Origin of the sequence: Microbacterium limosum (genome assembly GCF_036324365.1) — a bacterium.
Lineage (GTDB): Bacteria > Actinomycetota > Actinomycetes > Actinomycetales > Microbacteriaceae > Microbacterium > Microbacterium limosum.
Map to the genome: position 1 here is coordinate 2,422,889 of NZ_CP137080.1, position 21,402 is coordinate 2,444,290.

Here is a 21,402-nt window from a genome sequence, read left to right on the forward strand (position 1 = left end):
CTTTCTCCTTGTCTGGTGATCCGCCGGGGTCGCCTACGGCCTCGGAAGCTTGCGATGCAGCGGGTTGGAGGTGTATCCACCTCCCGAACGACGGGGGGCGCCGGGGAGACCGCCGCGGACCACCTCCGGCTCGTGCGCGCTGCGCGCGCTGCGGTCGATGAGACCGTATGCGGAGCTGCCTGCGGCGCTCAGGTGCGGTGCACTCGGAAGCCGCACCGCAGGCTGCGCGCACTGCGGGCACATGGCGTTCGCCGGGACCTCGGCCATGCTGTGTCGCTCTTCGAAGACGTCGCCCTCGCGACAGCGAAAGGTGTACGTGGGCATGTGGCTCCTCCAGCCGGGAGATGATCTATCTGGTCGCGTCGCCCACGCGGACGCTGTCGGCGTCCGCGCTGGATCTGTTCCGCCCGAGGATGAGCGCGACGATCAGGGCGAGCACGCCGAGCGCTGCCACCACGCCCCCGAGGAGCGCGTCGGTCTGGAAGTAGCCCGAGAGAATGAACAATGCCGGAATGGTGCCCGTGAGGAACGACACGAAGATCGTGAACCATCCCGTGGCCTTCTGGATGTCCGATCTGCCGAGTGCGAGGAGGAGGAAGAACATGAACCACAGCACGGCCCAGACCAGCCAGATGGCGCCGAAGACCGGGTCTCCGACCGCTACGAACTGCAGGATCCCCACGACGACCGCGACGATCACGACGAACAGCGAGAACCATCCCAGTCCTTCTCCGCTCACGCCTGTCCATTGGATGATCCCGACGTACAGATAGGTGAACCCGAAGAGATAGAGGCCGAAGGCGCCGAAGACGACGGCGGGATTACCGGCCCCCTGCAGCAGGATCAGCGTCGGGAAGACCACCTGCATGCCGCCCACGAAGAAGTTCAGGATCGCCGCAGACCTGCCGGGAATGACCCCGATGAGCATGAGCCCGTTGATGAACAGCACGGCGCCGACATAGAGAAGTCCGACGTTCGCCATGGGCTCCACCTCGCGATCGAGAGCACATCAGCGACGACGAAAACGCAGCAGCAGACGCCCATCGTGCGCGCACGCTGCGTACGGCCAGCCCCAGACCAATTCGTTCGACTCTGAACAGCTCGGCAATGGATTTTCACGTTACGGGGCCATTGGTGCCCAAGCTAGTGTGCGCCCGAGTGCGCGTCAATAGACCGAGGTGGCGGGCGGAGAACCTAGCCCAGCGCGAAGCCGGTGCCAGCCGGGCCGGACGTGGACAAGCGTGCGCCGGCGGGCTGCGGGACGGCGCGCGGCTGTCGAGACGGGCACCGGCGATGGCTCGACCGGCTTCGCGAGAGCTTCCGCTTCTACGACTGGGACAGGCGGACGAATGAGGTGCGCTGGGTGTGCTCGTTCGACGGCGTTCAGCCCGCGCGGGGCCGCCCCGTCAGCACGCTCGCGAGCGTCGGCCGCCAGTGTCTCGAGACGTACTCGACGGCCTCGTCCACGCCGAGCGAGCGGGTGGAGTTGCCCACGCGCACCCACAGGTCGGTGGAGCCGCCGTCCCTGGACTGCACGAGGAAGACGGGCTTCGGCGAGGGTGGGCAGTTGACGGCGCAGACGACGGTGCCGTCAACGGCGGCGAATTGGATGTGCGGGAGCGTCGCGGCGTTTCGCCCGAGCAGGGTGGAGAGCAGGTCGCGCAGCCACAGCTCGAACCGGTCGTGGTCGGGGGTGCGCAGCGTCGCGAGATCGCGCTCGAGCCCGACCGGCTGGCCGGCATCGTCCGCCCCGATCACGAGAACTCCGCCGCGCGAGTTGAGGAACGCCGCGATCGTCTTGGCGATCGCGAGCTCCATACGCGGGTCCTTCTTGTCCTCGCGCACGTTCCAGCGCGCGGTCTCCTTGAACTCGGCGACGTCGGACTCGCCCGCCGCGATCACGGCGGAGACGTCGACATCGCCGTGCGCGGGGCGCACCGCGGCCGCGATCGCGGCGGTGGCGAACGCGATCGCGACGGTCGAACCGAGGGTGACCAGGATCGTCGTCGGCATCCACAGGCGCTGCCCGTACAGCAGCCATCCGGAGAGGAACAGCCCCACGCTCACGCCCAGCAGCGCCACGATCGTCATGGTCGTCAGGCTCAGCCGCAGGCGGCGCCCGAAGATGCGCCGCATCGCCCACGCGACGAGGTACGACACCGCGAGAACGATCGGGAGCGCGACCGCGAAGTCCACCAGGAGGGGGCTCTGCGCCATCCTCATCACCTCCGCCGCGGTCAGCGAAGGGCGCCGACGCTGGCGAGGGCGAGGCGCACGAGGGTGCCGCGACCGCCCTCCATCTCCCCCGCGAGCGTGTCGGAGCAGGCCTCCTCGGGCGACATCCACGTGACCTCGAGGGCGTCCTGCCGCGGCTCGCACGTGCCGGTCACGGGCACGACGAAGGCGAGCGAGACGGCGTGCTGCCGGTCGTCGTGGAAGGCGCCGAGGCCCGGCATGGGGAAGTACTCCGCGACTGTGAAGGGCGTGGGCTGCGGGGGCAGCAGGGGGAAGGCCATCGGCCCGAGGTCGTTTTCGAGGTGACGGAACAGCGCGTCCCGCACCGTCTCGCCGTACCGCACGCGGCCGCTCACGATCGTGCGGGTGATCTCACCCACGGGCGTCGCGCGCAGCAGGATCCCGACCTCGGTCACGGCGCCCACCCCGTCGGTGCGGACGGGTACGGCCTCGACGTAGAGCATCGGCATCCGCCGCCGGGCCTCGGCCAGCTCGACGTCGCTCAGCCAGCCGGGGTTGCTCGCGCTGTCCGCGGCCGGTGAGCCGAAGCCCGCGCCCATGCCGCCGAGCGGGTCGCGCGGCGTGCCGGGACGGTCGTTCTCGTCGTCGCGCTCGTTCGGATCGGGGTCGGGGGTGCGGACCGGCATGCCTCCTGTATACCGCAGGGCGGGCCCCGATCCGGGTGCGGTGATCGGCTCGCCCGCGATCGCCGACGCGACGCGCACGGTTGTCGGCGGGGTTTGCGAGGATGAGGGGCATGCCGCCGGAAACCCCCCTCCCCCTCGATGCCGACGCCGTGCTGTGGTCCTCGACCGATCCCGCCGCGCCGCTGCTCGTGCTGCTGCACGGATACGGATCCGACGAGAACGACCTCTTCGGGCTCGTGCCGCATCTGCCCGACGGGTACCGCGTCGCCGCCGTGCGGGCGCCGCTGAGCCCGCCCTGGCCAGCCCCCGGCCACTCGTGGTACCCCATCGAGGGCCTCGGCGGACGCGACCCGGAGGGCATCACCCGCGGCGCGGCCGCCTTCCTCGCGTGGCTCGACGCGCACGTGGATGCCGGGGCATCCGTGGGCCTGCTCGGCTTCTCCCAGGGGGCCGCCGTCTCCCTCCAGGCGATGCGCCTCCGGCCCGAGCGCTTCGCCTTCGTCGTCGCGCTCTCGGGATACGCGGCGCCGGGCGCGCTGCCCGGCGACGAGGCGCTCGCAGAGCGGCGTCCGCCCGTCTTCTGGGGCCGCGGCACCCACGACGATGTCATCCCCGAGGCGCTCATCGTGCACACGACGGACTGGCTCCCGGGTCACAGCGAGCTCTCGGGTCGCGTGTACACCGGCCTGACGCACAGCGTCTCGGAGCAGGAGCTCGCCGACGTGCACGCGTTCCTCGTCGCGCAGCGGCCCGCCGAGCCCGCGGGTTAGCGGGTTCCCCCTCCTCCCGCGCTCCCCGCTACGCCCCGGTTCGCCGCTCACCTGTCACATCCGGCTCCTCGGGGGGCCGGCGGGGAGCCGTTCTCGACGGGCGAGCGGGGGGTCACCTCCGGTGACGCGCTGCACACCCGCGCCGGGAGCGCGATCGGGCAACCCCCGGCCCGATGTCGCAGGCCGGGTCCATGATGGAGTCGATGAGCGACGTGCTCGAGCGATTCGGCCCCGCCACCCAGGAGTGGTTCCGCGGGGCCTTCGCCGCGCCCACCTCCGCGCAGGCCGGCGCCTGGGATGCGATCTCCGCCGGCAGGCACGCCCTCGTCGTCGCCCCGACCGGTTCGGGCAAGACGCTCTCGGCGTTCCTCTGGGCGATCGACCGCGTCTTCCGCGAGAAGCCGCTGAGCGCCCCCGCGGAGGCGCCCGTGCGCGGGCGGCGCGCGCCCCGCGGCGAGACCCCGCGGACGAGCATCCTCTACATCTCGCCGCTCAAGGCACTCGGCGTCGATGTCGAGCGCAACCTCCGCTCCCCGCTCGTGGGGATCGGCCAGGCCGCGCGACGGCTCGGCATCGCACTCCCCGACGTCACCGTCGGGGTGCGCTCGGGAGACACCCCCTCGAACGAGCGTCGCCGGCTCGTGCAGGATCCCCCCGACATCCTCATCACGACCCCGGAGTCGCTCTACCTCATGCTCACGAGCCAGGCGGGGCAGACGCTCGAGAGCGTCCACACCGTCATCGTCGACGAGGTGCACGCCGTCGCCGCGACCAAGCGCGGCGCCCACCTCGCCGTGAGTCTCGAGCGGCTCGACGCCACGCTCGAGCGCCCGGCCCAGCGCATCGGTCTCTCGGCCACGGTGCGGCCCATCGACGAGGTCGCGCGGTTCCTCGGCGGCTCCGCTCCCGTGGACATCGTGGCGCCGCCGGCGAGCAAGGCCTTCGACCTCCGGGTCGTCGTCCCGGTCGAAGACATGCTCAACCCGCCACCGCCCCCCTCGCGCGCAGGGGATGGGGCGGGCGCCGAGACGGGCGAGGACGACGCGTCATCCGCCGACGACGAATCGGGCGCGTGGTACACCGCCGACAGCCGACTGCGGCCCGAGAGCACGGAGATGACGGGGTCGGTGTGGCCCCATGTCGAGGAGGCGATCGTCGACCGCATCCTCGAGAACAGGTCGACGATCGTGTTCTCCAACTCCCGCCGGCTCGCGGAGCGGCTCACGGGCAGGCTCAACGAGATCTACGCCGAACGGCTCGGCATCGTGCCGTCCGAGGGCACCGGAGGGGGGCACACGGCCGCGGATGCCGAGGCCCCGCCCGTCCTCGCGCGCGCTCACCACGGTTCGGTGTCGAAGGAGCAGCGTGCGCAGGTGGAGGAGGAGCTCAAAGCCGGACGCCTGCGCTGCGTCGTCGCGACGAGCAGTCTCGAGCTCGGCATCGACATGGGTGCCGTCGACCTCGTCATCCAGGTGGAGGCCCCGCCGTCGGCGGCGAGCGGCCTTCAGCGGGTCGGACGCGCCGGGCACCAGGTGGGCGAGGTCAGCCGCGCCTTCCTCTTCCCCAAGCACCGCGCCGACGTGCTGCACACCGCCATCACGACGGAGCGCATGCTCGCCGGTCGCATCGAGGCCATCACGATCCCCCAGAACCCGCTCGACATCCTCGCCCAGCAGACCGTCGCGGCGGTGGCGCTCGGCGAGCTGCCCGTCGAGGACTGGTACGAGCAGGTCCGCCGCAGCGCGCCGTTCCGCACCCTGCCGCGATCGGCGTTCGAGGCGACGCTGGATCTGCTGGCGGGGCGCTACCCGTCCGACGAGTTCGCCGAGCTGCGCCCGCGCATCGTGTGGGACCGGGACGCCGGCACCATCACGGGCCGGCCCGGAGCGCAGCGGCTCGCGGTCACGAGCGGCGGCACGATCCCCGACCGGGGCCTGTTCGGCGTCTTCGTGGCGGGCGAGACGCGCAACGCCCGCGTGGGCGAGCTCGACGAGGAGATGGTCTACGAGTCCCGCGTGAACGACGTCTTCACACTCGGCACGACGAGCTGGCGGATCGTGGAGATCACCCACGATCGCGTCAACGTCGTCCCCGCCTTCGGACAGCCGGGGAAGCTGCCGTTCTGGCACGGCGACGGCCTCGGACGCCCCGCGGAGCTCGGCGAGGCGCTCGGCCGGCTCTCCCGCGAGCTGACGGCGTCGGACCCGGCGAAGGCGCGGGCGAGGCTGCGCGACGCGGGTCTCGACGATCTCGCCGTCGGCAACCTGCTGTCCTACCTGAGCGAGCAGAAGGAGGCCACGGGCAGCATCCCGACCGATCGCACCCTCACGGTCGAGCGCTCCCGCGACGAGGTGGGCGACTGGCGGATCATCCTTCATTCCCCGTACGGCATGAGCGTGCACTCGCCGTGGGCGCTCGCCGTGAACGCGCGCATCCGCGAGCGGCTGGGCGTCGAGGGATCGGCCGTCGCGAGCGACGACGGCGTCATCGCTCGCATCCCCGACGCCGCATCCGATCCGCCGGGGGCCGAGCTGTTCGTCTTCGAGCCCGACGAGCTGGAGCAGGTCGTCACCGACGAGGTGGGCGGCTCGGCGCTCTTCGCGTCGAGGTTCCGCGAGTGCGCCGCGCGGGCATTGCTGATGCCCCGGGTGAACCCGAATAGGCGCAGCCCGCTCTGGCAGCAGCGTCAGCGCTCCGCCCAGTTGCTCGAGGTCGCCAAGCGCCACCCCACCTTCCCGATCATCCTCGAGACGCTCCGGGAGGTGCTGCAGGACGTCTACGACGTCCCGGCCCTGCTGCGTCTGCTCCGGGGCATCGGCGAGCGGCGGATCCGACTCGTGGAGACGACGACGACGCAGCCGTCGCCGTTCGCCCGCGACCTGCTCTTCGGATACGTCGGCGCGTTCATGTACGAGGGGGATTCCCCGCTCGCCGAACGCCGCGCGGCCGCGCTCTCGGTGGACCCGGCGCTGCTGTCCGAGCTGCTCGGCAAGGTCGAGATGCGGGAGCTGCTCGATCCCGATGTCATCGCCCAGTTCGAACGGGAGGCGCAGCGCCTCGATCCCGACCGCCGGGTGCGGGGCGTGGAGGGCGTCGCCGACCTCCTGCGCCTCCTCGGCCCCCTGGACGCCGCCGAGGTCGCGCAGCGGCTGCAGGCGGGCGACGCTCCCACGGCCCCCGCCGACGACGACCCCGCCACCCCCGCAGCGCCCGCGCCCGCCGCGACCGTGGCCGAGGCAGCCGCCCACCTCGACGCGCTCGTCCAGGCGCGCCGGGCGATCCCCGTCAGCATCGCGGGCTCGACGCGCACCGCCGCGATCGAGGACGCGGGGCGCCTGCGCGACGCCCTCGGCGCGGCGCTGCCCGTGGGGCTTCCGCTCGCATTCCTCGAGCCCGTCGCCGATCCGCTCGCCGATCTCGTCGCGCGGTACGCCCGCACGCACGGCCCCTTCACAGCGGATGCCGTCGCCGGGCGGCTCGGCGTGGGGGTCGCGGTCGCGCGGCAGACGCTCCAGCGTCTCGAGTCGCAGGGGCGCGTCGCCGGCGGCTTCTTCCTGCCGGCCACCGCCGACACGCGCGACGAGACGGAATGGTGCGATGCGGAGGTGCTGCGGCGGCTGCGCATGCGCTCGCTCGCGGCGATCCGCGGCTCGGTCGAGCCCGTGCCGCCCGAGTCGTTCGCGAGGTTCCTGCCGTCCTGGCAGCACGTCACCCGCCCCCTCGAGGGCATCGACGGCGTGGCCGCGGTGATCGAGCAGCTCGCGGGCGTCCCCGCTCCCGCGAGCGCCTGGGAGACGCTCATCCTCCCCTCGCGGGTCTCCGACTACACCCCGGCCATGCTCGATGAGCTGACGGCGACGGGCGAGGTCGTGTGGTCGGGGCACGGGTCGCTCCCGGGCCGCGACGGGTGGATCGCGCTGCACCCCGCGGACGCCGCGCCGTTCACGCTCCCCGACCCCGACGCCGAGGTCGCGCCCGACTCCCTCGAGCACGCCCTGCGCGAGGCGCTCTCCAACGGCGGCGCATGGTTCGCCGCCCAGCTGCGTCAGGCCGTCGACGCCCCGAACGATCAGTCCGTCATCGAGGCGCTGTGGAACCTCACGTGGGCCGGGATCGTCACCAACGACACCTTCGCGCCGGTCCGCTCGCTGCTCGGCGGGGGGTCGCAGGCGCACCGCTCGGCGCGTCGCACGCCCCGCTCGCGCATGTTCCGGGGAACGAGCATGCCGCGACCGGCGGCGCCCCCGCGCCCCACGGCCGTCGGCGGACGCTGGTCGCTGCTCCCCGAGCGCGAGACGGATGCCGCCGCTCGGGCGACCGCGACGGCATCCCTCCTGCTCGACCGCTACGGAGTCGTGACCCGCGGATCGGTGCAGACGGAGGGCGTCTCCGGTGGCTTCGCGCAGGTGTACCGCATCCTCGCCGGCTTCGAGCAGGCCGGGCACTGCCGCCGCGGATACCTGATCGAGAAGCTCGGGGCGGCGCAGTTCGCGTCGTCGCCGACGATCGACCGGCTGCGCGAGTTCGCTTCGCTGCCCGACCCCGCACCGCGACGCGCGGTCACGCTGGCCGCGACAGACCCCGCCAATCCCTACGGCGCCGCGCTGTCGTGGCCGACGATCGAAGGCGTCACGCATCGCCCGGGCCGCAAGGCGGGGGGACTCGTCGTGATCGTCGACGGGAGCATCGTCCTCTATCTGGAGCGCGGCGGGAAGAGCGCGCTCGTCTTCGACGACGACGACGAGGCGCTCGCGTCGGCCGCCGCCGACCTCGCGCGCACCGCCCGCGCGCGGCGACTCGACACGCTCACGATCGAGCAGGTCAACGGCGACTTCGTCTACGGCACGGGCCTCGGCGTCGCGCTGCGCGCCGCCGGGTTCGTCGAGTCCCCGCGCGGGCTGACCCTGCGCAAGGTCACGGCCGGCGAGGCCGCGCGGGAGGCGGCACGTGCCTGAAGGCGACACGGTCTACCGCACCGCCCACCACCTCCACTCCGTTCTGGCGGGCAGCGAGATCGTGCGCTTCGACGTCCGCGTGCCCGGCAGCGCGACCGCCGACCTCAGCGGACAGCGGGTGCGGGAGGTCGTGCCCCGGGGCAAGCACATCCTGCACCGGATCGGAGATCACACGCTGCACTCGCATCTGAAGATGGAGGGGGCGTGGCACATCTACCGGCCCGGTACTCGTTGGCGCGCCCCCACCTATGCCGCCCGCGCGATCGTCGCGACCGCCCAGTGGGAGACCGTCGGCTTCGACCTCGCCATGGTCGAGGTCCTCCCCACGCGCGACGAGGCGCGGCTCGTCGGCCACCTGGGCCCCGACCCGCTCTCGGATGCCTGGGACGCACGGGAGGCGGCGCGGCGACTGAACGTCGACACCCGCCCGGTGCACGTCGCCCTCCTGGACCAGCGCAACGTCGCGGGCTTCGGGAACGAGTACGCCAACGAGCTGCTGTTCGTGCGCGGCATCCACCCCGAGACGCCCGCCACGGCGGTGGACGCCCTCGCCCTGGTCGAGCTGGGTGCGCGGATGATCCGGCAGAACCTGCCGGGCCCGGGGCGCACGTTCACCGGCGATTCCCGCGCGGGGCGCGGCACGTGGGTGTACGGGCGGGAGCGGCGGGCCTGCCGCCGGTGCGGCACGACGGTGCGGGCCACGACCCTCGGCGCATCGCCCACGAGCCAGCGCAACGTCTTCTGGTGCCCGCGCTGCCAGCCCGCGGTCCGGGACGACCCGGCCACGGCCGCGCGATCATAGGCGCCGCCCGCCACCGGCGCAACGGGAGGATGCAGCGCCAGACGCCCGAGAAGAATGGGCAATCCGGCAGGCAGGCGGCGACGAATGCCTCGTGAAAGCCGATGCGGGGAATGAGGCGGACCCTCCGTCCGTTGTCTCCAGTACTCGACTCCGACCGGAGCCGCGGGAGGAAGAATTGGGCAAGAACTACGTCGACATCGAACGTGACAACGGCGAGACCCTGCGCTACCGCAAGCACGTGAACGGGCGCGGGCTGATCGCCCACGGCGCGAAGGTGCACGCGAGCGCATTCGTCGAAACCGGGGCGTACGTCGAACCGGGAGCGCAGGTCGCCGCGGGCGCGCGGATCCTGCGCGGCGCATGGGTCGAATCCGACGCATTCGTCGGGCGCGACGCGCTCGTGGAGGAGCACGCCCACATCGGGCGCGGCGCCGCCATCGGCCCGGGAGCGCGCATCGGCGTCCGCACCCACGTGGGCGACCACGCGCGCGTGGCGAGCGGCGCCCTCATCGGAGACGACGAGACGATCGCCGACGGACAGGCCGTCGCCACGGATCGCCGCGGCCTCTGGCTCGCTGCCTGAAGGGCCCATCGCGCGGCATGAGCCGCACGTGCGACGGTAGCCTGGGCGGATGACCAGGGGTTCCGGCCGAAGGGCGCGCCGACCCGCGCGGCCGATCGAGCGCGGCAGCCGGAAGCCGCCGCCGAAGGCGCCTTCACCCTCGCGACCGGCCACCGCTCGGGAGCCGGGGTCGGTCGGCGACCGCACGGGCGTCTTCCGCCTGGGGGTCGTGCCCGGCACGACGCCGGGGACCTGGATCTCCCGCTGGCGCGAACGCCTGCCGGGCGTCGAGTTGCAGCTCGTGCCCGTCGAGGCGCGCGAGGCGCGCGAGATCCTCGACGCACGATCCGCCGACGCCGTCCTGGCGCGCCTGCCTCTGCAGGCGGACGGACTCCATGTCATCAGGCTCTACGACGAGGTGCCCGTCGTCGTGTTCGACAAGGCTTCGCATCTCGCGGCCGCCGACGAGCTCCGAGCGATCGACCTCGAGGGCCAGGTGCGTATCGTGCCGGCCGACGACGTCCTTCCGGGACTGGAGCTGCCCGGCACGGTGGCCCCGTCGTTCCCCTCCCTCGCGACCACCGCCGACGCGATCGAAACGGTGGCGGCGGGGGTGGGCATCGTCGTCGTTCCGCAGTCGCTGGCCCGTCTGCACCACCGCCGGGACACCGATTACCGCCCCCTGGCCGACGGACCGGTCTCCACGGTCGCGCTCGCCTGGATCGCGGAGCAGACGACCCCGGATGTCGAGGCTTTCGTCGGCATCGTGCGCGGGCGCACCGCCCGATCCTCGCGCGCGTGAGGACATGCACCCGGGGAGCCCGCCCGCGCCCCGCTCGCCGATCGGCCCCGAATCCGATCGTCCTAGAATCGAGCGCATGACCACCACCGACGCGGGCGGGCGGCCCCTTCTCTACGTGTGCGTGCGCCCGCAGTCCGGCGCCGCCGAGGCCGAATACCGCTCCTTCCGCGAGGCCACGCACCGGGACGAGACGGTCCTCCACGCGCACGACCTGGTGCGGCATCCGCTTCCCCCCGACGCCTTCGACCGCTACGCCGGCTTCCTCATCGGCGGCAGCCCGTTCAACGTGGCGGACCCGGAGTCGACCAAGACCGATGTGCAGCGGCGACTCGAGGCGGACCTGGAGGGGATCGCGCGGCGCGCGGCGGGCGCGGAGACGCACGCGATCTTCACGTGCTACGGGATCGGGATCGTCTCCCGCGTGCTGGGCGGAGAGGTCACTCGCGGGTTCCCCGAGGACACCGGACCCACGACCGTCGAACTCACCGACGCCGGCGCGTCCGACCCCGTGCTGGGCGGCCTGCCCCGGCGCTTCACGGCGCTGACGGCCCACAAGGAGGGCACCGGCCAGGCACCCCCCGGGGCCTCGCTCCTGGCGCGCAACGAGGCGTGCCCCGTGCAGGCCTACCGCGTGGGTCGCACGCTCTATGCGACCCAGTTCCATCCCGAGCCGACGGCGGCGGCGTTCATCGAGCGGATGGGCGTCTACCGCAACGACGGCTACTTCGACGCCGCCCGCTTCGACGAGATCGCGGGGCGCGTGCGGGCTGCCACCCTGAGCGAGCCGCCCCGCATCCTGCGCGCCTTCGCCGACCTCGTCGGTTGACGGGCGCCCCGCTCAATCTCCCTGCGGCTTGAGCAGACGCAGACCCGCGACAGCCACCGGAATCACGACCACGACCACGGCGACGATGATCGCGGCGATGCCGATCGGCTCGCTGCGCGGCTGCTCGAGCAGCCGCCCCGCGGCGAGCCACACGGCTCCCCATCCGATGGCGAGACCGGGCGTCACGCGCCATCCGCTCGCCCATGCGATCCCGAGGCCGAGGATGCCGAGGACGACGAGGACCGCGACCCCCCACGCGTGGGCGTGGTCCTCCCACGAGGTCGGCCCCACCTCGGTCAGCCACGCCGCGACGTTGGCGGCCGACGCCACGGTGACCCACCCGAGATGCAGGCCGGTCACGCCGTCCAGCAGCACGGCGTCGGCGGCGCCGTCGCCCGGCACTCGGGTCGCGACCGCCCGCTGGAAGGTGACGCACAGCGCCGCAAGCAGCAGGAAGATCACGATCACCGTCGCCCAGATCGGCAACAGCTGCGCCGCCACGAGCCAGAGACCGTTGAGGACGATCGTCAGGGCGACCCACCAGCCCAGGGCGCGCTGGCGCTCGGATGCGCGCTGCGACGGGAGCGCCTGCCAGACCACGTACGCCACGAGCCCTGCGTAGATGACCGACCAGATCGAGAACGCCGGGCCGGCCGGCGCGAGGTATGTCGCATCGGAATCCAGCGCGCCGCCCTGGGAGTTCTCGACCGCGGTCCCGCCGAGCCCACCCACCCCCACGAAAACGGCGACGAGCGTGAAACCCAGCGACGAGATCACCGCGATCTGGCGCAGCAGATCGCGGGCACGCAGGGCCTGGTCGTGCGATCGGACGCTCATGCCCACACGATACGGGGCACGGGCGTCCGATCGCGCGGGCTTGACAGCCTCCCGGCTAGGCCCGCTGGCTGGCGAGAACGCGCGCCGACTCGCGTGCCGCGTTCTCGTTCTTCTTCCCCGCTCGCGATCCGGCCAGCTTGGCGGAGATGTGCTCGCCGACGGTGATCGGCTCGTACAGGTCGGGGTGATCGGCGTCGACGCAGGAGGGCAGCGTACGGATCATCGCGTCGGTGTTGCCGTCGTGGAAGAAGGCTGCCGACCGCCGGCGCTTGATCGTGCCGTCGATGACCGGCGGCTTCACGCGGTGCAGCGTCGACATCCACCGCTCGTTCGTCCAGCGCGCCGTGACGTCGCCGAGGTTGATGAGCAGTGCGTCATCCGCCGGTTCCACGTCGTTCCACGATCCGTCGGCCCCGAGCACCTGGAGACCTCGCACCTGGTCCGCCCACAGGATCGTGACGATCCCGTAGTCGGTGTGCTCGCCCATGCCCATGAGCTCCCCGTCGAGGCGCACGTCGGTGCCGGGCGGCAGCGCGTAGTTGTTCATGCGCATGACATCGAGCGAGTGATCGGTGACCCGCTCGAAGAAGTCGGCGGGAAGACCGAGCGCGTCGGCGAAGATGCGGGTCATCGTGCGCGCGACCCGCCCCGCCTCGGCGAAGTAGGCCTGCACCTGTCCCTCGAAGCCGTCGACGTCGGGCCAGAGGTTGTCGGCGTAATCCGGCTGGGGCAGCTCGGCGACGTGCGGATAGTCGGCGGCGCCCGCCCCGACGTTGAAGGCTTCGAAGAAGTCGTTCATGCGGGTGGCCGATTCCACTCCGAGCGAGAGCGACAGCGACTCCGACTTGGGCGGGCTGTAGCCGCGGTTGACCCGCGGCGGCGTGCGGTACGACTTCTTCTGCTCCAGTTCGAGCGCGAAGAACCGGTCCATCGCGTCGGTGAGCCCGTCGATCACGGCGGCGGGGATGCCGTGGCCCGTGATCTGGATGAATCCGACCGTGCGGCATGCGTCGTCGATCTGCCGGGCGACCTCCGCCCGCTCTGCAGGCGTGCCGTTCGTCACATAGGGAGTGATGTCGACCAGGGGAACATGGAATGTCATTGCGACTCCTTGGATCGGGAGCCGCCCGAGAGGGCGGCCCGCGCTGAGGTGGGGTAGCCGCTTCACGTCTTTCCAGTCACCCGCGGCGGAAGTTCCGCGTCGGGCTTTCGCGTACGGTGAGCGTCGGCGGAGACGTTACCCCGCCGACGTTTCGCCCGGGTTACGGGAGGCGGGGCCCGACGATCGCCGCCGACTCCGGCGCGATCGTCGCGGTGTCCGCTTCGCGCGAGACGCCCGCGGCATCCGTCGCCAGCAGCACGACGGCGTCCTCGCGAACCGGCAGAACGGTCGGCCGGTCGCTCAGGTTCACGAGCACCGACAGCGCGCCGCGGTCGAGGCGGAAGACCCCCTCGGCGGGCGTCGACGCGGCCACCGAGGCGAAGGACGGGTCCGTCGCCTCCGGACGGGCCCGGCGCAGCGCCGCCAGGTCGCGGTGCAGGGCCAGCATGCGGGCGTGATCCCCGCGGCCCGGCTCGCTCCAGTCCAGCTTGGAGCGCTCGAACGTCTGGGGATCCTGCGGGTCGGGCACGGCCGATTCGTCCCAGCCCATCTTGGCGAACTCGGCGATGCGCCCCTTCGCGGTCGCCTCGCCGAGCTCGGGCTCGGGGTGCGAGGTGAAGAACTGCCACGGCGTGCCGGCCCCCCACTCCTCCCCCATGAACAGCATGGGCGTGAAGGGGGAGAAGAGGTTCAGCACGGCCGCGCAGGCGAGCCGCCCGTAGGACAGGGTCTGCGACAGACGGTCGCCCGCCGCACGGTTGCCGATCTGGTCGTGGTCCTGCGCGAAGGTCACGAGGCGCCAGGTGGGCACGTCGGCGGGAATGGGATGCCCGTGGTCGCGCTCCCGGAAGGAGGAGTAGGTGCCGTCGTGGAAGAAGCCCCGGGTCGACGTCTTGACCAGCGCCTCCGGCGTGGCGAAGTCCTCGTAGTACCCCGCCTTCTCCCCCGACACGGCGACATGCACCGAGTGGTGATAGTCGTCGCTCCACTGCGCGGTCAGGCCGTACCCTCCGGCCTCCCGGGGGAGGATCAGGGTCGGGTCGTTCATGTCCGACTCGGCGATGAGCGTCAGGGGTCGGCCGAGGTGCGCCGACAGGGCGTCGGTGGCCTCGGCCAGCTCCTTCAGGATGTGGCGGTCGCCGTCGTCGAGGAGGGCGTGCACGGCATCCAGGCGCAGGCCGTCGACGTGGTAGTCCCGCATCCACATGAGGGCGTTCTCGATGATGAACGCGCGCACCGCGGGCTCATCGAGGTTGACCGAGTCGCCCCACGTGTTGCGGCTTCCCTCGCGGAGGTACGGGCCGAACTCGGGCAGGTAGTTGCCGCTCGGCCCGAGGTGGTTGTACACGACGTCCTGGATGACGGCGAGGCCCGCCTGGTGGGCCGCGTCCACGAAGCGCTGGTAGGCGGCCGGCCCGCCGTACTCCTCCTGCACGGCGTACCAGAGGACGCCGTCGTACCCCCAGTTGTGCACGCCGTTGAAGCCGTTCACGGGGAGCAGCTCGATGTGGGTCACGCCGATCTCGAGGAGATGGTCGAACCGGTCGATCGCGGCGTCAAGCGTCCCCTCCGGGGTGAAGGTGCCCACGTGCAGCTCGTAGATGAGGCCGCCCGCCAGCTGCCGTCCGGTCCAGGAGTGATCGAGCCACGTGTGGGCGGCGGGATCGAAGAACGCCGACGCGGCGTGCACGCCCGACGGCTGGCGGCGGGATCGCGGGTCGGGCCGCAGATCGTCGCCGTCGTCGAGGACGAACCCGTACTCCTCGGCGTCCCCAAGAGCCAGCTCGGCGCTCCACCAGCCGTCGGCGCGCGCGGTCATCTCCGTGTCGCCCGCCCCGGGTCGGCGCAGCCGCACTCGGGACGCCTTGGGCGCCCATACGTCCACCGTCATGTCGTCTCCTCGTGTCGCTGGTCGCCCGTCGGCACGAGAACCGCCACGGGGTAGACCGCCAACAGGTCGCCGAGCGCCACCGCACCGCCGTCGACGCGGCGGCCCGTGAGTGCATCCGTCCACGATCCGACAGGGCACAGCACGGCCGTCTCGCCCCACCCGCCGCGCGCCGCGAGTCCCACCGGCAGCCGCGTCGCGACGGTGATCGCGCCGCCCCGGTCGAACGCGATCGCGTGCGCCGCGGCATCCCCGACCACCGTCATGGGCGTGTATCGCGTGAACAGCTCGGGGCGATCGCGCCGCAGCCGCAGGGCCCGCGAGGTCACGCGCAGCTTGGCGCGGGCGCTGTCGTCGATGGGCGGGTGCTCTCCGCGGTCGAACGCCTCGTCCACCTCGCTCAGCAGGCGGGCGCGTTCGCCGAAGTCCACCGCGCGCCGGTTGTCGGGATCGACCAGGCTGTCCTCCCACAGCTCGGAGCCCTGGTAGACGTCCGGCACCCCGGGCCCGGTCAGCTGCAGAACCTTCGCCGAGAGGGAGTTCACCCAGCCCGGGGCCGCGATCTCGTCCACGAACGACGACAGCGCGGCCGCCGCCCGCTCGTCGTCGAAGGCCGCATCGACGACGGCGTGCATCCGGTCCTCGAAGTCCGCGTCCGGATCCCACCACGAGGTCATCTCCCCCGCCTCGCGAGCCGCCTTCTCCGCGTAGGCGTGGAGACGCTCGCGCGAGGCGGGCCAGGCCCCGACGATCGCCTGCCACAGCAGGCTGTCGAACGGGCCGTGGCCGCTGGATGCCGCAGACCGAAGATCCTCGAGCACTTCCGCCCACCGCTCGGGCATCTCGGCCAGCACCGCGAGGCGAGCGCGTACGTCCTCGCCGCGCTTGGTGTCGTGCGTGGAGCGCGCCGTCATCGCCTGAGGCCAGGACGCCTGCCTGGCGGCCTGCGCGGCGTGGAAGCCGGCGGCATCCAGCGAGAACACCGACGGGTCTCCGCCGACCTCGGTGAGCGGGCCCAGCCGGGTGGCACGGTAGAAGGCGGTGTCCTCGACCCCCTTCGCCATGACGGGGCCCGTGGTCTGCTCGAACCGCCGGGAGACCTCCCTCTCCGGGTCGGCGAGCTGCGGCCCGATGACATCGATCGCACCGGCGAGATCGGGTCGGCGGCGCAGCGCCTCCGCGACCGCGGCGTCGAGGTGCTCCCGGCCGGCGGGGAGGTACGACCGGTACACGGCGACGCACGCGAGCAGTTCGGCGAGCGCGTCGGCGGCCCCCGTCACGGGCTCGTCGAGCAGGCGCACGAGCCGGGCGACCTCGGCCGCCTGGATCGTCTCGGCGATGGTGCGCTTGGTGTCGTGGATCAGGTCGTGCCACGAGGTGCCGGCGGGAAGGCCGGTGTCCGTGCGCAGCGCGGCGTCGAGGGCGTCCAGCCGCGACTCGCCGGCGGGATCGATCAGCACCCGATCGATCTCGGCCATCGCGTCGTACCCCGTCGTGCCGGCGGTCTTCCACCACGCGGGCAGGGCCTCGCCGTGCTCGAGGATCTTCTCCACGAGCACGTAGACGCCGCCCGTCGCCTCCGCAAGCCGGTCGAGGTACCCGCCCGGGTCGGCGAGGCCGTCGGGATGGTCGATACGCAGCCCGTCGACCAGCCCCTCGCGCACCCATCGCAGGATCTCCGCGTGGGACTCGTCGAACACCCAGGGCACCTCGACCCGCACGCCCGCGAGCGTCGTCACGGCGAAGAACCGCCGGTAGTTCAACTCGGCGGCCTCGCGTCGCCAGAACATCAGCTCGTAGTGCTGACGATCGTGCACGGTGCGCACGATCTCCGGCATCCCGAGCCGGTCGCGCTCATCGTCGGCGATCGAGCCCGCCGCGAGCGGGTAGGCGTTGTCGTAGTAGCGGAGCAGGCCGTCGGGGGCATCGTCGGCGGGCTCCGGATCCACGACGACCTCGCCGTTCGCGATCGCCTCGTCGAGCTCCGCGCCGAGGATCGGCACGCGCACCCTGCCGCCGCCGAACTCCCCGTCGACGTCGAACGCCTCGGCGTAGCGCGATGAGCGCCCCTGCCGCAGCAGATCCCACCACCACGGGTTCACCCTCGGCTGCGATACGCCCATGTGGTTGGGGACGGTGTCCACGAGGATGCCGAGGCCCGCCTCGCGCGCGGCGGCCGCGAACCGATCGAGCCCCGCCGCCCCGCCCCGCGCGGGGTCGACCCGCGTCGGGTCGACGACGTCGTAGCCGTGGTCCGACCCCGGCGTCGCCGTCAGCAGCGGCGAGAGGTAGGCCCACGAGACGCCGAGGTCACGGAGGTAGGCGGTGACGGATGCCGCGGCATCCAGATCGAACGTCTCCCGGATCTGCAGCCGGTACGTGGAGGACGGGTGGCGTTTCATGAGGGCTCCCGCGGATTCAGCGGCGGACTTCGGACGAGGGCGCCCGCGACGGGGTCTCCTCGCCCTGGCTGCTCGCCAGCGCCGCGAGAGACGCCGCCACGGAGTGGTCCACCTCCGGCTCGGGCACCGAGTGCTCACGCAGCACGATGAGGGATCTCTTCTGCAGATCGACGTGCTCACCCGGCAGGATGGGGCGCGTGTCGGCCAGTTCTCCCGCGGTGTCGATGATCACGTCCCACTTCGGAGAGAAGTCCAGATCGGGCAGATGGAACTCGATCGTCTCGTCGCTCGCGTTGAAGAGGATGACGAAGTGCTTGTCGACGATCGGCTCGCCGCGGCGATCGCGCTCGCGGATCCCGTTGCCGTTGAGGAACACCCCCACCGCGCGCCCGAAGCCGGAATCCCAGTCCTCGGGCTGCATCTCGGTGCCGTCGGGCCGCAGCCACACGATGTCGGGGAGGCCCTGCCCCTTCTCGCGCCGCACGGGACGGCCGTCGAAGAACCGCCGACGGCGGAAGGTCGGGTGCTCCTTGCGCAGCCGCGCCACGGCGGCGGTGAACTCCACGAGCGGGTGGTCGGCCTCATCCCAGTGCATCCAGGTCAGCTCGTTGTCCTGCGCGTACCCGTTGTTGTTGCCCTGCTGCGTGCGGCCCAGTTCGTCGCCGTGCAGCAGCATGGGGACGCCCTGCGAGAGCAGCAGAGTCGCGATGAAGTTGCGCTGCTGACGGGCGCGCAGGGTGAGCACCTCGGGGTCATCCGTCGGCCCCTCCACCCCGAAGTTGAACGAGCGGTTGTGCGATTCGCCGTCGTTGTTGTCTTCGCCGTTGGCCTCGTTGTGCTTCTCGTTGTAGCTCACGAGATCGCGAAGGGTGAACCCGTCGTGCGCCGTGACGAAGTTGATGGAGGCCACGGGGCGGCGCCCGGAGTGCTCGTACAGGTCGGCCGACCCGGTCAGTCGCGAAGCGAACTCGCCGAGGGCCTGCGGCTCGCCGCGCCAGAAGTCGCGCACGGTGTCGCGGTACTTGCCGTTCCACTCCGTCCACTGCGGGGGGAAGTTGCCCACCTGGTAGCCCCCGGGCCCGATGTCCCACGGCTCGGCGATGAGCTTGACCTGCGAGACCACCGGATCCTGCTGGACGAGCTCGAAGAAGGTCGCGAGACGGTCGACGTCGTAGAACTCGCGCGCGAGCGTCGCCGCGAGGTCGAAGCGGAAACCGTCGACGTGCATCTCGAGCACCCAGTAGCGCAGCGAGTCCATGATGAGCTGCAGCGTGTGGGGGTGACCCACGTTGAGGCTGTTCCCCGTGCCCGTGTAGTCGGTGTAGTACCGCTTGTCGTCGTCCTCGAGCCGGTAGTACGCCGCGTTGTCGATGCCCCGCATCGACAACGTCGGGCCCATGTGGTTGCCCTCCGCGGTGTGGTTGTAGACGACGTCGAGGATGACTTCGATGCCCGCCGCGTGGAGCGACTTGACCATCGCCTTGAACTCCTGCACCTGGTTGCCGAGGTCGCCCGTCGATGCGTAGGTGTTCTGCGGAGCGAAGAAGGCGATCGTGTTGTAGCCCCAGTAGTTCGACAGGCCCTTCTCCTGAAGGGTGCTGTCGTTGACGAACTGGTGCACCGGCATGAGCTCGATCGCCGTGACGCCGAGGCGCTGGAGGTGGTCGATCATCGCCGGGTGGCCGATGCCGCTGTAGGTGCCGCGGATCTCCTCGGGGATGCCGGGGTGGAGCTGCGTGAGCCCCTTGACGTGCCCCTCGTAGATGAACGACGACGCGTACGGGGTCTTCGGCTGCCGGTCGCCCGCCCAGTCGAAGAACGGGTTCACGACGACCCCCATCATCTGGTGGGGGGCGGAGTCCTCGTCGTTGCGCGTGTCGGGGTCGCCGAACTCGTAGCCGAAGACGGGCTGGCCCCACTCGACCTCCCCCGAGACCGCCTTCGCGTAGGGGTCGAGGAGCAGCTTGTTGGGGTTGAAGCGCAGCCCGTTGGCCGGGTCGTGCGGGCCGTGCACGCGATAGCCGTACCGCTGGCCGGGACCGATCTGCGGCAGGTACGCGTGCCACACGAAGGCGTCGACCTCGATGATCTCGACGCGGGTCTCCTCACCGTCCTCGCTGAACAGGCACAGCTCGACGCGTTCGGCGCCTTCGCTGAAAAGGGCGAAGTTCGTTCCGTTTCCATCGAACGTCGCACCGAGCGGATAGGTGGATCCAGGCCAGGTCTGCACGGGGCTCCTCGGGTAGGGGGTACTCACCATATCCAAGCGGTGCGGGCGACCCGGTGTCATGGCATTCTCTTTGGACAGCCGCTGTGCTATGTCCGGAGCGGCCTCGGCACATACCCCCCTCCGACATTAGGCTGGCGGCGTGGGCACGATCTATTACGGGGGCGGAGCCACCCCCATCGATATCGAGGACCGCGCCCTTGCGCACCTCAAGGTGGTCATCGCGACCAAGCTTCGCCGAGGGGAGAGCTTCACCGTCTCCTGGCGGCACCCCGATGACCAGCCGCGCGGGCGCAGCACGATCTGGCTGCACCCCTCCATCCCCCTGCGTTTCGTCTTCGACGACCCCGAACCCGCGGAACTCAGCCGCGAGTGGATGGAAGAGCTGGCACAGTCGGCGAACTCCTCGGGCGGGATCATGCTCGTCGCCGAGCATTTCACCGGCGAGGAGTCGGCGGACGGAGAACGCGCCGACGCCACGGCGCACGCCAACTAGAGGGTCCGGCTATCCGGACTGCTCCGCGTCGGCTGCCGACATCTCCTGGGGCTCCGGCACGACGAACAATCCGTTGGGGCTCGACGCCGACGTCATGAGCTCCTCCACCCATGCCCGGTTCAGGCGCGGCTCGCGGCTGCCGTGGAACGCGAACTGCATGGGCACGGAGGGGTGCATCCAGAAGCTGCGGCGACTGATGCCCTCGCTGTCGAGATCGACGGTGAACATGAACGACTCGCTGCGGCGGAGCTTGTTCATGATGACCACCCGGAGATGGGCCAGGGTGCGGTCCTCGATGTCGACGGAGTTGTTGATCGTGTCGTAAATGAATCGACCCATGGCCCGAGCATAGCCCCGCGATCACGCGCCCTGCGGCGGACGCAGCAGCAGGGCGATGCGCTCGTCGAGGTACTCCGCCAGCGGCATCCGTCCCGCCCCTCGGCTCCATCGCACGGAGGGCACTGCGCCGACCAGCGTCACCGGGCCGGATGCCTCCCCGCGCGCGACCGCGTCGAGGTCGACGACATGCCAGCCCACGTGCACGGTCTCGCCCTCCGCGAATCCGCCGCGCAGCGCCGCGAGGGCCAGTTCGGCGCGCTCCCGGGATGCCTGTGCGGTGAATCCGCGCCGCCCGGGGTCGTGAGCACGGACGATCTCGCCCGTCGCGAGCAGTGCGTCGTCGGCGATCAACAGCACGCCGAGATGCCAGGCCTCCCCGCGCGGCACGACGCGGGGCCCCCGCGCCGCGGCGAACAGGCGCGGGGTGACGAGCTCGCCGAGGCGCGCCCGCGGAGCGCCCGCAAGACGCCGCCGGGCGGAGGCGACGACACCCGCGGCATCCGTCATGCGTG

18 protein-coding genes are annotated in these 21,402 nt (G+C 71.7%); 7 read left to right on the forward strand and 11 right to left on the reverse strand.

The genetic code is table 11. The features are described from left to right. Positions 1-33: 33 nt before the first annotated feature. The 4 genes from RYJ27_RS11690 to RYJ27_RS11705 form a co-directional block, all read right to left on the reverse strand. Complete coding sequence (locus tag RYJ27_RS11690) at positions 34-324, reverse strand: FmdB family zinc ribbon protein (protein ID WP_330170469.1); 291 nt, start codon at positions 322-324, stop codon at positions 34-36. A 25-nt stretch (positions 325-349) separates the two neighbouring features. Then, a complete protein-coding gene (locus RYJ27_RS11695) occupies positions 350-982 on the reverse strand; it encodes an AmiS/UreI family transporter (RefSeq protein ID WP_330170470.1) in 633 nt (210 codons plus the stop codon). Positions 983-1,383: 401 nt separating this feature from the next. Then, the gene (locus tag RYJ27_RS11700) at positions 1,384-2,217 is read right to left on the reverse strand and encodes an AlbA family DNA-binding domain-containing protein (protein ID WP_330170471.1); all 834 of its coding nucleotides are present in this window, start codon (positions 2,215-2,217) and stop codon (positions 1,384-1,386) included. 20 nt (positions 2,218-2,237) lie between these two features. Continuing rightward, complete coding sequence (locus RYJ27_RS11705; protein WP_330170472.1) at positions 2,238-2,882, reverse strand: NUDIX hydrolase family protein; 645 nt, start codon at positions 2,880-2,882, stop codon at positions 2,238-2,240. 110 nt (positions 2,883-2,992) lie between these two features. Between RYJ27_RS11705 and RYJ27_RS11710 the strand changes: the two genes are divergently transcribed. The 6 genes from RYJ27_RS11710 to RYJ27_RS11735 all read left to right on the forward strand — a co-directional run bounded on the left by RYJ27_RS11710 (position 2,993) and on the right by RYJ27_RS11735 (position 11,599). Next, positions 2,993-3,652, forward strand: a complete 660-nt coding sequence (locus RYJ27_RS11710) for an alpha/beta hydrolase (protein ID WP_330170473.1) — start codon at positions 2,993-2,995, stop codon at positions 3,650-3,652. A gap of 203 nt (positions 3,653-3,855) precedes the next feature. Beyond that, on the forward strand, positions 3,856-8,607 hold the full coding sequence (locus RYJ27_RS11715; protein ID WP_330170474.1) for an ATP-dependent helicase: 4,752 nt from the start codon (positions 3,856-3,858) through the stop codon (positions 8,605-8,607). Then, positions 8,600-9,409, forward strand: coding sequence for a DNA-formamidopyrimidine glycosylase family protein (locus tag RYJ27_RS11720; RefSeq protein ID WP_330170475.1), 810 nt, complete (start codon positions 8,600-8,602; stop codon positions 9,407-9,409). The genes RYJ27_RS11715 and RYJ27_RS11720 overlap by 8 nt, the downstream gene beginning before the upstream one ends. A 175-nt stretch (positions 9,410-9,584) precedes the next feature. Continuing rightward, positions 9,585-9,992 carry a transferase gene (locus tag RYJ27_RS11725; protein WP_330170476.1) on the forward strand — a complete coding sequence of 136 codons (408 nt, stop codon included), beginning with the start codon at positions 9,585-9,587 and terminating at the stop codon, positions 9,990-9,992. A 49-nt stretch (positions 9,993-10,041) separates the two neighbouring features. After that, complete coding sequence (locus RYJ27_RS11730) at positions 10,042-10,773, forward strand: LysR substrate-binding domain-containing protein (RefSeq protein ID WP_330170477.1); 732 nt, start codon at positions 10,042-10,044, stop codon at positions 10,771-10,773. Positions 10,774-10,849: 76 nt separating this feature from the next. Beyond that, the gene (locus tag RYJ27_RS11735) at positions 10,850-11,599 is read left to right on the forward strand and encodes a glutamine amidotransferase-related protein (RefSeq protein ID WP_330170478.1); all 750 of its coding nucleotides are present in this window, start codon (positions 10,850-10,852) and stop codon (positions 11,597-11,599) included. A gap of 12 nt (positions 11,600-11,611) precedes the next feature. Here RYJ27_RS11735 and RYJ27_RS11740 read toward each other — a convergent pair whose 3' ends face one another. From RYJ27_RS11740 to glgX, 5 genes are all read right to left on the reverse strand, one after another. Then, positions 11,612-12,436, reverse strand: coding sequence for a tryptophan-rich sensory protein (locus RYJ27_RS11740; protein WP_330170479.1), 825 nt, complete (start codon positions 12,434-12,436; stop codon positions 11,612-11,614). Positions 12,437-12,491: 55 nt separating this feature from the next. After that, complete coding sequence (locus RYJ27_RS11745) at positions 12,492-13,538, reverse strand: isopenicillin N synthase family dioxygenase (RefSeq protein WP_330170480.1); 1,047 nt, start codon at positions 13,536-13,538, stop codon at positions 12,492-12,494. Positions 13,539-13,698: 160 nt separating this feature from the next. Continuing rightward, positions 13,699-15,429 carry a malto-oligosyltrehalose trehalohydrolase gene (gene treZ / locus RYJ27_RS11750; RefSeq protein WP_330170481.1) on the reverse strand — a complete coding sequence of 577 codons (1,731 nt, stop codon included), beginning with the start codon at positions 15,427-15,429 and terminating at the stop codon, positions 13,699-13,701. Next, a complete protein-coding gene (treY, locus tag RYJ27_RS11755) occupies positions 15,426-17,828 on the reverse strand; it encodes a malto-oligosyltrehalose synthase (RefSeq protein WP_330170482.1) in 2,403 nt (800 codons plus the stop codon). Before treY ends, treZ begins: the two co-directional genes overlap by 4 nt. Positions 17,829-17,844: 16 nt before the next feature. Next, the gene (glgX, locus tag RYJ27_RS11760; RefSeq protein WP_330170483.1) at positions 17,845-20,058 is read right to left on the reverse strand and encodes a glycogen debranching protein GlgX; all 2,214 of its coding nucleotides are present in this window, start codon (positions 20,056-20,058) and stop codon (positions 17,845-17,847) included. Positions 20,059-20,197: 139 nt separating this feature from the next. Between glgX and RYJ27_RS11765 the strand changes: the two genes are divergently transcribed. After that, complete coding sequence (locus RYJ27_RS11765; protein ID WP_330170484.1) at positions 20,198-20,551, forward strand: DUF7882 family protein; 354 nt, start codon at positions 20,198-20,200, stop codon at positions 20,549-20,551. 9 nt (positions 20,552-20,560) lie between these two features. Here RYJ27_RS11765 and RYJ27_RS11770 read toward each other — a convergent pair whose 3' ends face one another. Next, on the reverse strand, positions 20,561-20,890 hold the full coding sequence (locus RYJ27_RS11770) for a DUF7882 family protein (protein WP_330170485.1): 330 nt from the start codon (positions 20,888-20,890) through the stop codon (positions 20,561-20,563). A 21-nt stretch (positions 20,891-20,911) separates the two neighbouring features. Further along, a complete protein-coding gene (locus RYJ27_RS11775) occupies positions 20,912-21,397 on the reverse strand; it encodes a glutaminase (RefSeq protein WP_330170486.1) in 486 nt (161 codons plus the stop codon). Positions 21,398-21,402 lie beyond the last annotated feature (5 nt).